The sequence below is a fragment of the Selenomonas bovis DSM 23594 genome (assembly GCF_000381005.1).
Classification (GTDB): Bacteria; Bacillota; Negativicutes; order Selenomonadales; family Selenomonadaceae; genus Selenomonas_C; species Selenomonas_C bovis.
The window spans coordinates 111613-126608 of sequence record NZ_KB908379.1; the positions used below are offsets into that span (position 1 = coordinate 111613).

At 61.3% G+C, this 14996-nt stretch carries 15 protein-coding genes and 1 riboswitch; all 15 genes read right to left on the bottom strand.

Annotation, left to right across the window (positions count from 1 at the left end):
• Window positions 1-108 precede the first annotated feature (108 nt).
• Complete coding sequence (locus F599_RS0100575; protein ID WP_019541593.1) at window positions 109-1320, bottom strand: bifunctional 3,4-dihydroxy-2-butanone-4-phosphate synthase/GTP cyclohydrolase II; 1212 nt, start codon at window positions 1318-1320, stop codon at window positions 109-111.
• A gap of 12 nt (window positions 1321-1332) precedes the next feature.
• The gene (locus F599_RS0100580; RefSeq protein ID WP_019541594.1) at window positions 1333-1983 is read right to left on the bottom strand and encodes a riboflavin synthase; all 651 of its coding nucleotides are present in this window, start codon (window positions 1981-1983) and stop codon (window positions 1333-1335) included.
• A gap of 9 nt (window positions 1984-1992) precedes the next feature.
• Entirely contained in the window at window positions 1993-3090 is a 1098-nt protein-coding gene (gene ribD, locus F599_RS0100585; protein WP_019541595.1) for a bifunctional diaminohydroxyphosphoribosylaminopyrimidine deaminase/5-amino-6-(5-phosphoribosylamino)uracil reductase RibD, read from the bottom strand.
• Window positions 3091-3221: 131 nt separating this feature from the next.
• A riboswitch (FMN riboswitch) is annotated at window positions 3222-3338 on the bottom strand.
• A gap of 83 nt (window positions 3339-3421) precedes the next feature.
• Window positions 3422-4345 (bottom strand): UDP-N-acetylmuramate dehydrogenase, encoded by a 924-nt coding sequence (gene murB, locus F599_RS0100590; RefSeq protein WP_019541596.1) that lies wholly within the window; start codon window positions 4343-4345, stop codon window positions 3422-3424.
• A gap of 11 nt (window positions 4346-4356) precedes the next feature.
• Window positions 4357-4839, bottom strand: a complete 483-nt coding sequence (gene trmL / locus F599_RS0100595) for a tRNA (uridine(34)/cytosine(34)/5-carboxymethylaminomethyluridine(34)-2'-O)-methyltransferase TrmL (RefSeq protein WP_026327712.1) — start codon at window positions 4837-4839, stop codon at window positions 4357-4359.
• A 53-nt stretch (window positions 4840-4892) separates the two neighbouring features.
• Window positions 4893-5624, bottom strand: coding sequence for a 7-carboxy-7-deazaguanine synthase QueE (locus tag F599_RS0100600; protein ID WP_019541598.1), 732 nt, complete (start codon window positions 5622-5624; stop codon window positions 4893-4895).
• A 78-nt stretch (window positions 5625-5702) separates the two neighbouring features.
• The gene (gene queD / locus F599_RS0100605; RefSeq protein ID WP_019541599.1) at window positions 5703-6086 is read right to left on the bottom strand and encodes a 6-carboxytetrahydropterin synthase QueD; all 384 of its coding nucleotides are present in this window, start codon (window positions 6084-6086) and stop codon (window positions 5703-5705) included.
• A 9-nt stretch (window positions 6087-6095) separates the two neighbouring features.
• The gene (locus F599_RS0100610; RefSeq protein WP_019541600.1) at window positions 6096-7364 is read right to left on the bottom strand and encodes a glycosyltransferase family 2 protein; all 1269 of its coding nucleotides are present in this window, start codon (window positions 7362-7364) and stop codon (window positions 6096-6098) included.
• Window positions 7365-7367: 3 nt separating this feature from the next.
• On the bottom strand, window positions 7368-8078 hold the full coding sequence (gene pssA, locus F599_RS0100615) for a CDP-diacylglycerol--serine O-phosphatidyltransferase (RefSeq protein WP_019541601.1): 711 nt from the start codon (window positions 8076-8078) through the stop codon (window positions 7368-7370).
• Window positions 8075-8767 (bottom strand): phosphatidylserine decarboxylase, encoded by a 693-nt coding sequence (locus F599_RS0100620; protein ID WP_051081639.1) that lies wholly within the window; start codon window positions 8765-8767, stop codon window positions 8075-8077. The genes pssA and F599_RS0100620 overlap by 4 nt, the downstream gene beginning before the upstream one ends.
• 143 nt (window positions 8768-8910) lie before the next feature.
• Window positions 8911-9594 carry a WecB/TagA/CpsF family glycosyltransferase gene (locus tag F599_RS0100625; protein WP_420902053.1) on the bottom strand — a complete coding sequence of 228 codons (684 nt, stop codon included), beginning with the start codon at window positions 9592-9594 and terminating at the stop codon, window positions 8911-8913.
• A gap of 253 nt (window positions 9595-9847) precedes the next feature.
• A complete protein-coding gene (aspS, locus tag F599_RS0100630; protein WP_026327713.1) occupies window positions 9848-11653 on the bottom strand; it encodes an aspartate--tRNA ligase in 1806 nt (601 codons plus the stop codon).
• Between the two features lie 29 nt (window positions 11654-11682).
• A complete protein-coding gene (gene hisS, locus F599_RS0100635) occupies window positions 11683-12951 on the bottom strand; it encodes a histidine--tRNA ligase (protein WP_019541605.1) in 1269 nt (422 codons plus the stop codon).
• 12 nt (window positions 12952-12963) lie between these two features.
• A complete protein-coding gene (hemZ, locus tag F599_RS0100640; RefSeq protein ID WP_019541606.1) occupies window positions 12964-14469 on the bottom strand; it encodes a coproporphyrinogen dehydrogenase HemZ in 1506 nt (501 codons plus the stop codon).
• Complete coding sequence (locus tag F599_RS0100645; RefSeq protein ID WP_019541607.1) at window positions 14466-14918, bottom strand: Fur family transcriptional regulator; 453 nt, start codon at window positions 14916-14918, stop codon at window positions 14466-14468. Before F599_RS0100645 ends, hemZ begins: the two co-directional genes overlap by 4 nt.
• Window positions 14919-14996 lie beyond the last annotated feature (78 nt).

The following is a 14996-nucleotide window of genomic DNA, read 5'->3' on the forward strand; positions in this document are numbered from 1 at the left end:
AGCGGAAAATACCATTTCTCGCGTCTCTTCCATTTCTTTCCCAGCGCCATGCCATGCGCCCGCGGCGCAAACCCCGGCGACGCGGCAATCTCCCTGCCGCCTGCCGCATCACTGCAGCTTTTCCTCCTCGAGCAGATGTCCCATCTTGACCTTCTTGACGGTCAGATAGCGCTTGTCGAACTTGTTCGCACGCACCTGCAGCGGCACGCGCTCGACGATCTCGAGTCCGTAGCCCTCGAGGCCCGCGCGCTTCGCGGGATTGTTCGTCATGAGGCGGATGCTCGTGAGCCCGAGGTCCGCGAGGATCTGCGCGCCGATGCCGTAGTCGCGCAGGTCGGGCGCGAAGCCGAGCTCGACGTTGGCCTCGACGGTGTCCGCGCCCTTGTCCTGCAGTTCATAGGCGCGCATCTTGTTCGCGAGGCCGATGCCGCGCCCCTCCTGCCGCATGTAGAGCACGACGCCCTCGCCCTCCGCCTCGATCTTCTTGAGTGCAAGCGCGAGCTGGTCGCCGCAGTCGCAGCGCAGGGAACCGAGCGCGTCGCCCGTGAGGCATTCCGAATGAACGCGCACGAGCACGTTCTTCTTGCCGCGCACGTCGCCCTTGACGATAGCGAGATTGCATTTGCTATTCAGCGTGTTCTCATAGGCATGGATGCGGAAATGACCGTACTTGCTCGGGAAATCGACGTCAGCGACCTCCTTGACGAAGTTCTCCGTGCGCTTGCGGTACTCGATGAGCGACTTGACCGTGATGATGTGCAGTCCGTGCGTCGCGGCGAATTCCTTGAGGCGCGGCGTGCGCATCATGTGGCCGTCATCGTCCATGATCTCGCAGCAGAGACCGATGGGCGCGAGCCCAGCGAGGCGCGCGAGGTCCGTCGTCGTCTCCGTGTGGCCCGCGCGGCGCAGCACACCGCCCTCGACGGAGCGCAGCGGGAACATGTGCCCGGGACGGCGGAAGCTCGCGGGCTTCGCCTTCGGGTCGAGCAGCATCTTCACCGTCTGGCAGCGCTCGAACGCCGAGATGCCCGTCTCCGTGTCATAGGCGTCGACGGAGACCGTGAACGCCGTCTCATGGTTGTCCGTGTTGTTCGTCACCATCGGCGGGATGTCGAGCGCGTCGAGCCGTGCGCCCTCCATCGGCGTGCAGATGAGCCCCTTGGCGTATTTCGCCATGAAATTGATGGCCTCCGGCGTGACCTTCTCGCCTGCGATGATGAGGTCACCCTCGTTCTCGCGATCCTCATCGTCGACAACGACGACCATCTTGCCTGCCTTGATATCCGAAATGGCCTCTTCGACCGTTGCAAAATCCGACATGATGTCCCCTCCTCAAAATCCGTAACGCGCGAGAAACGCCGGCGTGATGCCGCCCGCTGCTTCCGGTGCGGCCGTCCGCCCCGCGTCTTTCGCTGCCATCAATTTCTCCACATATTTGCCGATGATGTCCGTCTCGATGTTCAGCCGGCTGCCCGCCCGCTTGGCGCGCAGATTCGTCACCTCGCGCGTATGCGGGATCAGCGAGACGGTGAAATCCGCCGCCGTGACGGCGGCGACGGTGAGGCTGATGCCGTCGAGCGCCACAGAGCCCTTTTCCACGATGCCGCGCAGCAGCGCGGGCGAGGCCGCGACCTTGAGCAGAAGCGCGTTCCCCTCCCGCCGGAGATCCGTCACCATGCCCACGCCGTCGATATGGCCGCTCACGATATGGCCGCCCAGCCGCGAGGCGAGCGTGAGCGCGCGCTCGAGGTTGACGGGGCTGCCCTTGCGCAGCTCCGCAAACGACGTGCGGCGCACCGTCTCCGGCATCACATCCGCCTCGAAATGTTCCCTGTCAAACGAGGTGACCGTGAGGCAGACACCGTTCACCGCAATGCTGTCACCGAAATGCACATCCTCTATGACCTTCGCCGCATCGATGGCGAGCGTGCCGCCGCCGATCTTGCGGACGGTGCCGACCTCCTCGATGATTCCTGTAAACAAAGCGCCACCTCATTTCCTCACATAGCCGGTGAGGAGCACGTCCTCCCCGACCGTCTCCACTGCGAGCCCTGTGAGCGTGACGGCGTCAGAGAGCCGCTCCGCGCCCGTGCCCTCCACCGGCGTCAGGGCGTCCCTGCCGCCGACGAGCTTCGGCGCGACGAAGGCGTAGACCTTGTCGACGAGCCCTGCCGCGAGCAGGGACGCATTCACGCGCCCGCCGCCCTCGACAAAAACAGAGGAAATCTCCCGCTCACCAAGCGCCTTTAGGAGTGCCTGGGCATCGACCCGCGGCCCCTCGCCGCAGACGAGGACCTCCGCGCCCGCCTGCCGCAGCGCTGCCACACGCTCCTGCGGTGCGCGTGCCGTCACCGCGATGAGCGTCGGCGCCGCGCCGTCCGTGAGGAGCTGTGCCGCGCGCGGCGTGCGCGCCATGCTGTCGAGCACGATGCGCAGCGGATTCTTCCCCTGCCTGTCCGGCAGGCGCGTCGTGAGGCTCGGATCGTCGTGGAGCACCGTGCCGATGCCGACGAGGATCGCGTCGTATCTGTCGCGCAGCTCGTGCACGCGCAGGCGGGATGCCTCGCCCGTGATCCACTGGGAGTCCCCCGTATGCGTCGCGATCTTGCCATCGAGCGTCATCGCCGTTTTGAGCGCGACGAACGGCAGCCCCGTCGTGATCCAGTGCAGGAACACCTCGTTGAGGCGCGCCGCCTCCGCCGCGAGCACGCCGCAGCGCACCTCGACGCCCGCCGCGCGGAGCATCTCCATGCCCCGGCCCGCGACCTTAGGATTAGGATCCTGCATGGCGACGACGACGCGCGCGATGCCCGCCTCTGCCACGGCCTTCGCGCAGGGGCCCGTGCGCCCGTAGTGGGAACACGGCTCGAGCGTCACATAGAGCGTCGCCCCGCGCGCGAGGTCGCCCGCCATGCGGAGCGCGTGGATCTCCGCGTGCGGCGTTCCCGCCTTCCTGTGCCAGCCCTCCGCGATGATGCGGCCGTCGCGCACGATGACCGCGCCGACGAGCGGATTCGGGCTCGTGCGCCCCTCGGCATAGCGTGCGATGCGCAGGGCCTCGCGCATGTAATCTTCATCTGTCACTCTCATCACCTCGCATCGTTTTCTTCTAAGGAACCGCGATGCCTCCGGCGGTTCCGTTCTCCGATGGAATAGGCCACGAGAAAGCAAAAAGCCACGGAGAAAACTCTCTCCGTGGCAAATCTTCGCGAAAAAATCACGACATTCTTTTCTCATCCAGACTATACTGTCGGCCTCGGAGTCTCACCGAATCATGCCCCAAGGGGCTCGCGGGCTATACCGCCGGTGGGGAATCACACCCCGCCCTAAAGAGATGTCCTATTCACGTTTCCTAGTATAACACTCGGGAATGCATTTGTCTCCCCCGCCGTACTGACACCGGGCTTTCCTAGAAAAACGCTCACGCCTCCTCACCGAGGATGCGCACCTCCGGATGAAGCTCGACGCCATGCGCCTCCTTGACGCGGTGCTGCACCTCGCGGATGAGCTGCAGCACATCCGCCGCCGTCGCCGTACCCGTGTTGACGACGAAACCCGCATGCTTCGTCGAGACCTGCGCGCCGCCGACCGTGAGCCCCTTGAGTCCCGTCTCCTGGATCAGCGTGCCCGCGTAATAGCCCGTCGGGCGCTTGAACGTGCTGCCGGCGCTCGGCATCTCGAGTGGCTGCTTCGCCTCGCGCCGCGCCGTGAAGTCCGCCATCTTTTCCTCGATGGCCTCGCGCTCCCCGCGCTGCAATGAGAGCGTGACCTCACAGATGGCCTCGCCGTTCGACTGGAATACGCTGTGGCGATAGCCGAGATCGAGCGCGGCGGCCTGCCGCTCCCTGCAAGCTCCCTGCGGCGTCACAGAGCGCACGGCAGCGACGACGTTCTTCATCTCACCGTCATAGGCGCCGGCGTTCATGAAAACCGCGCCGCCGATGCTGCCCGGGATGCCGCAGGCGAACTCGAGTCCCGTGAGACCAGCCGCAGCGGCTGCCGCCGACACATCCTTGAGCAGGGCGCCTGCGCCCGCGATGATGCGCTCCCCCTCGACGCGGACAGCCGACATCGGATGGTTGAACTTCACGACGGCGCCGCGGATGCCCTTATCGAGCACGAGCACATTCGAGCCGTTGCCGAGGATCGTCAACGCGATGCCGTAGCGCGCGATGAGACGCAGGATACGCGCTGCCTCATCGACACTTGCCGGAAAGATCAGATAGTCGGCTTCCCCGCCGATCTTGAACGTCGTATGCTCACACATGGGCGCGTGCAGCATCACCTGCTCCGGCCGCAGGAAACCACGCAGCTCGCTCACGAATGCTTCATTGATCTCACACATGTGTATCCTCCTCAAATATGCAGCCCGGGGCCGACCTCAGCGAGCTGAGCGAATCCCTGCTGACGGAGTGCCTCATAGGCGACGATGGCGACGGAATTGGAAAGGTTCAGCGAGCGCGCCTCGCTGATCATCGGTATGCGCACCGCACGCTCCCAATGCTCCGCGAGCAGCGTCTCCGGCAGGCCCGCCGTCTCCTTGCCGAACACGAGCAAAGCATCGCGCTCGTAGGCGACCTCCGTGTAGGCGCGCGGCGCCTTCGTCGAGAGGAAATAAAAGGGATGGCCGTGATACATCGCCGCCACCTCCTCGAAATTCTCATGGTAATGGACATTGACGAGATGCCAGTAATCAAGACCCGCCCGTTTCAAGTATTTATCATCTGTCGAGAAGCCGAGCGGCTTGACGAGATGCAGATCAATGCCCGTCGCCGCGCAAAGGCGGGCGATATTCCCCGTATTCCCCGGGATCTCCGGTTCCACCAATACAATATGCAAAGAATGCACCTTCCTCATGAAATGAATGAAAGACTTCCGCTGCGGGAGCCCGTTCAAAGCTGCTGCATCATCCTGTGCGTCTGCGGAATCACGCGCACATTCCGGAGCTGCTGTGCCGCAGCCGCCTGGAGGGCAAGCACGCGCGCGGGCGCGATGGCCTCGCAGCCGCCGAACGGCGTGACGGGCTGCAGAATGAGCAGCGCGTCCGGCGCCTCCTCGCGGATGAGGCGAACGCCCTCGAGGAACTCCTCCTCCCGCGTCTCCGCCGAGAGCACCATCTTGAGATAGAGATCTTTCGCGCGGGCGATGCGGAGGAAGCTCCGATGCGCCTCCCAGACCGGCCGCGGCAAAGCGCTCGGCAGCTTGATGTCCATGCTGATGATGTCGATATCGTCGATGGTGGCCGCGAGCTGCTGCGTGCAGGTGCCGTTCGTCTCGAGGAAGAACGGCGCCGCGACGAGCGGGCGCAGCGCGTGGATGAAATCCGCCTGCAGCAGCGGCTCGCCGCCCGTAAAGCTCACGGCCTGATGCGGCACCTCCCGCAGCAGGCGATTGATTTCCTCCGCCGCCTGCGCGAGCGAGAGCGGGTTCTTTTCCTCGCGGAACGCGCGGCTACCCGCATGCGTCTCCACCTGGCAGACGGGGTGCTTTGCCGGCGCGTTCTCCGTATCGCAGTAGCGGCAGGCGAGATTGCACCCGGCAAAACGCACGAAAACCTGGCGACAGCCAACATACTTGCCCTCGCCTTGGATAGAGGAAAACATCTCGATGATACTGCGCTGCAAACTCCTGGCCTCCTACTCAGAAAAGCGCTGGCTCCTCCAGCGCTTTCAAATCACGATGGCACTCCTGCCTCCGGCACCTCACTCCGGCGTATACGTCACCGACGACTTCGGCGACTCCCATACCGTGATTGCCGCAAGCCGGACAGCCGCTGTCTCCGCAAACGGCGCTTTCGCCGCGAGTGCCTCATAAATGATGCGCGCGAGCTGCTCCGCCGTCGGATTCACGCCCTCAGAAAAGGGTGCCAGCTCGTTGAGATAGCGGTGGTCGAACCGCTCGAGCACCTCACCGAGCAGCGCCTTGACCGTCTTGAAATCGATGAGCATGCCGAGGCTGTCGAGCTCGCAGCCGCGCACCACGGCCTGCACGACCCAGTTGTGGCCGTGCAGGCGCGCGCATTTCCCCGGATAATCCTTGATCTGGTGGGCCGCCTCGAAGGCGCCCTCCACTTTCAGTTCATACATCTGTTCCTGTCAGTCCCTCTCTATGGTCTCCGTATTCTTGACGTTGCCAACGATATCGCGCATACTCATCGCCCGCGTGTGCTGCGTATGGCTCCATTCGTGCTCATTGCGATGAATGAAGCCGAGGAAGATGATGGGAATCCACGAGTAGATGAACACGGGATAGAGCAGCATATAGAGCCACGACTTCCACTTCGCGCGAATCTTGATGAGGATGATCATCGGCAGGATATACTGTCCAAGCATGATGGCCGTCATGAGCTGCGACGGCATGAAATTGTAGATATTCGTATAGAACGGTGGAAACGCGAGCTGGATATAGCTGATGATGATGAAGACGGTCGAAATCATGAGGAAATGCGGCTGCATAAGGTAGATGCACTCATCCCACATGCGGATGTCCTTATGCTGCCACCCCGCCTTGAGCATCTTCGGGATGAAGCGGTTGCCCACGTCGAACTGTCCCTGCGCCCAACGACGGCGCTGGTTCCAGGACTGCTTGAACGTCAGCGGCTTCTCATCGTAAATGATGGCATCATGCGCCCAGCTCGTCTTGATGCCCTCCGCCATGCACTTCATCGTGAACTCCATATCCTCGGTGAGGCAGGTGGCCTGCCAGCCGTGCTTCTTGAGGATCTCCGTATCGAAGCACATGCCTGTGCCGCCGAGGCAGGCGGAGAGTCCGATGTTGGACTTCGCGAGATGCGAGATATAGCAGATGACCCAGAACGCGATGGCGAATGTGCCCGACACCCAGGTATCGTATGGGTTCTTCGCGTCCATATAGCCCTGGATGACTTTATCCCCCTTGCAGAGCCGGTTGTTCATCTCCATGAGGAACTGCGGGTGCACGAGATTGTCAGCGTCAAAGACACAGATGGCATCGTACTGCTTCTCCATCTTGAACAAGCGGTCGAACATCCAGTCAAGCGCATAGCCCTTGCTCTTCTTCGTCGGATGCGTGCGCACATGCACGAGCGCACCGGCCTTTGCAGCGATCTCCGCCGTATCGTCCGTGCAGTTGTCAGCGATGACGTAGATATCGTACATGTCTTTCGGATAGTTCAGCTGCTGGAGATTCTCTACGAGCTCCCCGATGACCGCGTGCTCATTATGCGCCGCTACGACGAGCGCAAACGTCTTGCGCGGCGTCGTGATCTTCTTCTCCTTGCGCCGCCACATGCCGCAGAAGCCGATGACGAAGAAATAAAGCGTGAAGAGGAAAATCAAAATCTGCATTGGCACCATGATGATGTCAAAGGGATGTGTCAAAGTCATGGTTCAATCCTTTTTGCAAAACAGTAAAAACAGAGAGTTCACAATACCGAACGCGGCATACGTCGAAAAAATCGCCACGAAAACCGCCGGCACAAGTGCTGCGCGTCCCGCGTAGAGGATGGCGAGGAACATGAGCGCCGCAAGCACCTTCGCTGCAGCATAGAGCTTGTCGCCGCCGTCCCCCTTGAAATTCGGGTAGTGCAGATGGCTCACCATCAGATAGGCGACAATGGCCATGAGCAGCGGATAGGAAACGCCGAACACCGCAGGATCAACGCCAAGCTGCGTGAAGAGCAGCGTCGTCATCGCGACGATATTGCCGCCCGCCGGGATTGCAAGTCCCATGAAATAGCCATGCACCACGCTTGCGTTCACATTGAAGCGCGTGAGACGCCACATGCCGCAGAGAGCGAAGAAAATCGCGACGGCGGCACCGAGCGCTCCATGCGCGTGCAGGCAGAACTCATAAGCGAGCAGCGCGGGCGCGACGCCGAACGAGCCGAGGTCGCAGAGCGAGTCCATCTCCTTGCCGAACTCGCTCGCGACGCCGAAAAAGCGCGCCGTGCGGCCATCGAGGCCGTCAGCGACGAGCGCGAGCAGAATGAACACCGACCCCCAGAAAAAATCATGATGCAGCGTTGCGAGCATCGAACACATACCGAAGAAAAGATTCGATGCCGTGCAGAGATTCGGAATGATTCTCCGATAATTCATTTCCTTCTGATCCTCCCAAGAATAGTTTTCCCGCCCGTGACCTTCTGTCCGGGCTTTACGAGGACATCGACATCCTCCGCCGGCATGACGACCTCGAGGCACGAGCCGAAACGGATCATGCCGTAGAGCTCTCCCTGCCGCAGCGCATCGTCAAGCGTCACCCACGAGACGATCCTGCGCGCGAGAATGCCGGCGATCTGCTTGACCGTGATGCGCAGACGGCTGCTTTCAATGCCGATGAGGTGGTGCTCGTTCTCGAAGCCGACCTCATCTTTGTACGCGGGGCGGAAACGACCGCAGAAATACTTCTGCAGCTTGATCTCTCCATCTATCGGGCTGCGGTTCACATGTACATTGAAGACCGACATGAAGATGACGACCTTCCGGCACGGCCCCGCGACGAACTCGTCGGGATCGTGCGCGAGCTCCGCAACCTCCTGCACCGTGCCGTCCGCAGGCGAAAGGATCGCCGTCTCATCCCGCACGATCTGGCGCGATGGATTGCGGAAGAAATAGAGGAAATATAACATCAGCACCGCCGGCACCGCCGCCGCATACGGATGCAGACCGAAGCCAAAGAGAACGGCGAGCAGGAAGCATGTGCCGATAAACGGATACCCTTCCCTGACGATTGGAACCAATCTCCCACCTCCTGAAAATGAAGCAGTCCGCACGGATGCCCGTTTCATAAATATAGTGCGCCGCTTCAGAAATCAAACATTGGCACATACACACCCTATTGGCGAATCATGTGCGTCTGCCTTTAAAGCAAAATTACATTCATGCAAAGATTCTCTCATATTATAGAGGATTGTCCTTGGTTTGTCTATTCTTACTTTTTCCTTTTCTGCGCGTGCACTTTAAGCACGAAACGCGGCAGAGCGAGGAGTCGCCCCGCACGCTTCGGCTGCATCATGCCGCGGAAGAGCCACTCGAGCTTCGCGCGCTGCATCCAGCGCGGCGCGCGCTTCATGACGCCCGCCATGACGTCGAACGTGCCGCCGACGCCGATCGCGACCGGCACGCCGAGCTCGCCGAGGTGTTTCGCTAGCCATTTCTCCTGCTTGGGCACGCCGAGGGCCGCGAGCAGGATGTCGGGATGCGCCGCCCTGATCTCCTCGATGATGGCAGGCTCATCCGCCGCCGTGAAAAAGCCGTTGCGCGTGCCGACGATCTCGATGCCCGGATAAAGCTGCTCGGCCTTTTTCTTCGCCTTGTCCGCGACGCCCGGTGCCGAGCCAAAGAAGAAGATGCGGCGACGCTTCGCCGGCGCCTCGCGCATGAGTTCCTGTACCATGTCATAGCCTGCGACTCGCTCCGGCATTGCGTACCCGAGATGATGTGCCGCCCAGACCGTCCCCGCGCCGTCCGGCGTGACCATGGCAGCTCCCTGCAGGATGCGGCGCAGCGCCCCGTCATGCGTTGCCCGCATGAGCATCTCCGCATTCGCCGTAGCGACGAGCACCGGCGTGCGCTTCTCGATGAAGCCATCGATGCGTGCCACGGCTTCCCCCATCGTGATGGCATCCACCGGAACACCGAGGATTGTGACTTTCTTTGGCACGTGATTCCCTCCTCAACCTTGCAACGCCCCGCTTTTACGGGCAGCCAGTCTGCCGCAGGACGCTGCATGCTGCATTATCTTTGTAAGCGGGTACTCCTGCGAACACGAAGCACCCTGAGCATTTTCAAATTGTACCACAGAACGCAGCGGAATGCAAAAAGGGCCGCCCTCCCCAGCCGGGGAGAGCGGCTCTATCGCCGCAGGCTTACGCCTTCGGCGCTTCTTTCTTTTTCGCGACAGCCGTGCGGATGGAGAGCTCGCGCAGCTGCTTCGGATCGACCTCAGACGGCGCGTCGCTCATGACATCGCGTGCGCTCTGGTTTTTCGGGAACGCGATGACGTCGCGGATGGAGCCGCGCTTCGCCATGAGCATCACGAGGCGGTCAAGGCCGAACGCGAGGCCGCCATGGGGCGGCGTGCCGTACTGGAACGCATCCATCATGAAGCCGAACTTCGCGTGTGCCTGTTCCGGCGTGAGGCCGAGCGACTCGAACACCTGCTCCTGCAGCTCCGCGTTGTAGATACGCAGGGAACCGCCGCCGATCTCGACGCCGTTGAGCACCATGTCGTAAGCGTTGGCCTTCACACGGCCCGGGTCGCTCTTGAGGTACTGGATATCCTCATCACGCGGCGCCGTGAACGGATGGTGCATCGCCTTCCAGCGGTTCTCCTCGTCGCTCCACTCGTACATCGGGAAATCGACAACCCAGAGGAAGCGCAGCGCATCCGGGTCAATGAGATTCCGCTCGCGGCCCATTTCGAGGCGCAGCTGGCCGAGCGCCGTATCGACGACGAGGCGCTTGTCCGCGACGACGAGCAGCAGGTCGCCCGTCTTCGCCCCTGTCGCCTCGGCGATCTTCGCGAACGTCGCGTCATCATAGAACTTCTTGAACGGACTCTTGATGCCCTCCGCTGTGTACTGAACCCAGGCAAGACCCTTCGCACCGTAGATCTGCACGAACTTGACGAGCTCGTCGAGACGGCGGCGCGGGATATCCGCATAGCCGTCGACTTTGATGCACTTGACCATGCCGCCGCTCTCGATAACGCTGTTGAACACTTTGAACGAGGAGCCTTTGACGTACTCCGAAATGTCCATGAGCGGCATGTCGAAGCGCAGATCCGGCTTGTCGGAGCCGTACTTATCCATCGCCGTATCCCAATCCATGCGCTCGAACGGCACGGGGATATCGCGATCGATGGCTTTCTTGAAGAGCTCCTTGATCATGCCCTCCATCATCGTCAGGATGTCTTCCTGGCTGATGAAACTCATCTCGATATCGAGCTGGGTGAACTCCGGCTGACGGTCGGCGCGCAGATCCTCATCGCGGAAGCAGCGGACAATCTGGAAATATTTCTCAAACCCCGCCACCTGCAGGATCTGCTTGAAGATCTGCGGCGACTGCGGCAGAGCGTAGAACTCGCCCGGATTCACGCGGCTCGGCACAAGAAAGTCGCGCGCGCCCTCCGGCGTGCTTTTGCAGAGCATCGGCGTCTCGATTTCGAGGAAGCCGTTGCGGTCAAAGTAATCGCGCATGATCTTTGTCACGCGGTGACGCAGGATGATGTTTTTCTGCATCTCGGGGCGGCGCAGGTCGAGATAGCGATACTTGAGGCGCACCTTCTCATCCACATCGATATCATCCTGAATGTAGAAGGGCGGCGTCTTCGCCTTGTTGAGGATGCGCAGCTCCGCGCAGACGACTTCCACCTCGCCCGTCTCGATGTTCGGGTTGATCGTCTCCTCGCTACGCGCGCGCACCTTGCCGCGCACGGCGATGCAGAACTCATTGCGCAGGGACTCCGCCTTGTGGAACGTCCCCTCGTTCATCGCCGCCTCGTCAAAGACGACCTGCACGAAGCCGGAGCGGTCACGCATGTCGACGAAGATGAGTCCGCCGTGATCGCGCCGTCTCGACACCCAGCCGCAGAGGACAACCTCCGTCCCTACGTCTGCCTTGCGAAGCGCGCCGCAATGATGGTCGCGCTTCATGCCCTGTAATGTTTCCATGAAATTCACCTCAGCACTCGCCCGCAGAATCACTGCTTTCCCAGCAATTCCTTGAGCTTCTCTATCATTTTATCAAAGGGAACCTTCTGCTGCTCGCTCTTTGCCATATCCTTGAGCTGCGCACAGGACTCCTTGACTTCCTCTTCTCCAAGGATGAGCGCAAAACGCGCCTGTGCCTTGTTCGCCTGCTTCATCTGCGCCTTCATGCTGCGTCCCGCGTAGTCCATGTTCGCCTTGAGGCCAGCGCGGCGGCATGCCTCGAGCAAGCGGAACGCAGGCGCCTGCGCCGCCTCGCCGAGCGCGACGACGAAGACATCGGATGCCTTTTCCGCCTTCGGCAGCAGATCCTGCTTCTCGAGCGCAAGCAGTACGCGCTCGAGCCCCGTCGCGAAACCGACCGCCGGCGTCGGCTTGCCGCCGATCTCCTCGATGAGTCCATCGTAGCGGCCGCCGCCCGCGACGGCGCTCTGCGCGCCGAGCGGCGCGTACTTGATCTCGAACGCCGTCTTCGTATAGTAGTCGAGACCGCGCACGAGACGCGGATCGAGCGTAAAGGAACCCCCCGCCTCCCGGAGGTACGCCTGCACCTTCTCGAAGTGGTCGCGGCACTCATCGCAGAGGCAGTCCGTGATCTTCGGCGCGTCCGGCATGAATGGCTTGTCAGCGTCTGCCTTGCAGTCAAGGATGCGCAGAGGCGAGCGCTCAAAGCGGTCCTTGCAGTCATCGCAGAGCTCATCGAGCTTATCGCGGAAGAAATCCTGTAACACCTTTCGGTAGACGGGGCGGCATTTCGGACAGCCGACGGAGTTGAGGCTCAGCGAAAGATCCTTGAGCCCGAGGGAGCGCAGGAAATCCATCGCGACGAGGATGACCTCCGCGTCGACAGCCGGATTCTCCTCGCCGAGCGCCTCGATGCCAAACTGGTGAAACTCGCGCATGCGGCCCGCCTGCGGACGGTCGTAGCGGAACATCGATCCGATGTAGAAAAGCTTCACGAGCGAGACATCGCCGTAGAGCTTGTTCTGCAGGTAGGCACGCACAGCAGATGCCGTGTTCTCCGGACGCAGCGTGATGCTCCGCCCGCCGCGATCCGTGAACGTGTACATCTCCTTGTCGACGACATCGGTTCCCTCGCCGATGCCGCGGTGGAAAAGCTCCGTATGCTCGAACATCGGCGTGCGGATTTCCTCGTATCCGTACCGCGCGCAGAGGGAGCGAATCTTGCCCTCGACGTAATTCCAGGCACCAACCTTGTCAGGCAGAATGTCATTCGTGCCGCGAGGCGCATTTGTCAGCATAAAAACGTCCTCCTATTCCCCATACGCTTCCTCGAGCAGAAGCGCACGTTTCTCTATATAATGGTCGATATCGCGCAGGTAGGTCGTGAGATCCTTCGCGTTAAACGCGGACTTCATGCGCTGCCTGCGGAAATCGACGACCTTTGTCGTCGCCGCGCCGCCGATGCCGAGGATGGTCTGATGCTCCTCCATGATCTGAATGTTGTACATCCCCTCCGCGCCGGGGCGGCAGCAGCCGATGTTCTCGAGATCACCGCTCATATACCCCTGGCGATAGAGATAATACGGGCGCATGCCTGCCGCGCGCACATAGCGCAGCGCTGTCTCCGACATGCGCCGCGTCTCCGCGTCATCCGGCAGTTCCACATGCTGCTCCTCCATCATGAGCTTCAGGCGCGAGCCGCGCTTGAGCGCGAGCGCGTGCAGCGTGATGTCATCGGGCGCGAGCGCCACGACCTGCCGCATGGTGTCCTCAACATCCGCAGCCGTCTCGCCCGGCAACCCGAGGATGAGGTCCATGTTGATGTGCGGGATGCCCGCTGCCCGCAGGGCGCGGAACATCTCGACGACCTGAGCCGGCGTATGGCGGCGGCCGATGCGCACGAGCGTCTTTTCCTGCATGGACTGCGGATTGACGCTCACGCGCGTGACGCCGAGCGCACGCATCGTCTCGATCTTGGCCGCGGACATGCTGTCGGGCCGTCCTGCTTCCACCGTGAATTCCCCGCAGGCAGGACCATAGAATGCATTATATACCAAATGCAGCATTTCGGCAAAAAATTTGTCCGGCAGGCTTGTCGGCGTGCCGCCGCCGACATAGATGTTCTGTACGGCAAAGCCGTAGCGGCGCACAGCCTCCCGCGCCGCAGCAAGATCCTTGCGGAAGACCGCCATGAAGACGCGCAGCTGTTCCTCGCCTGGCAGAATATTCGCGGGAAACGAACAGTAGAGACAACGCGTGAGGCAGAAAGGGATGCCGACGTAGATGCTCACGGTCTTCTCCGACGACGTCCGCAGGAAAGGCAGCTGGCGGAACGCCATGGGCACGATGAGCTCCGCCTTTTCCCGGCTGCACGCGTAATCCCGCTGCAGCCGCTCGATGATGGCCGCCTCGTCAAGGCCGCCCGCAATCCAGCGATGGACGATCTTCGTCGGACGCACGCCATGCAATATGCCCCAGGGAGCCTGGGGCATACCGAAATGACGCCGAAAGATATGGTAAAGGCCGAGCTTGAGGATCCGGTGAAACGCCGCCATCTCGCGCTCATCGGCAGCGCCGCCGCCCTCCTCCTCATAGATCTCCTGCGTGCCGTCCCTGCGGAACGCGTAGAGACACACGCTCGCGCGCACGCGTCCGGCCACGTCGTCCGGCAGGCGGCGATAGACGACGGAAAGCTGTGCGTAGTCCGCGAGGGCTCTGCCGCCCACGATCTCGACCTTGAAGAGATTCAGCACCTCTTTCGTGATCTTCGTCAGGACTTCCTGCACGGGATAAATGGTGAGTGTCTGAATCTTCACTGCTTTGCCTGACACTCCTTGCAAACGCCGAAGAATTTCACCTGATGATCGACGACCCGGAATCCCGTCTTCTTCGAGATATCCTGTTCGAGATTCTCGAGCAGGTCGTCGTCGAATTCCTCCACTTTGCCGCACTGTGTGCAGATGAGGTGGTGGTGATGATGGCGCGTCGGATCGATGGTGTTGACCTCATAGCGGCTGCAGCCGTCGCCGAACTCCATCTTCTGCAGGATGCCGAGCTCAGAAAGCAACTCGAGGCTGCGGTAGACCGTCGCGAGTCCGATGTCCACCTTCCGCTCGCGGAGGATATCATGCACATCCTCCGCCGAGAGATGCTTGCCCGGGTGATCGAGGAAAATCTGCAGAACCGTCTGCCGCTGCGGCGTCATCTTATGCTGGCGTTCCTGCAGCTTCCTGCGCAGGTCATCCATCGTAAATGTCTGTCCCATATCATAATCTCCCTTTATAAGGATTCATTGGTTTCAAATAGGATTATTATAGCAAACTTTATGTGCGGCTGTCCACTT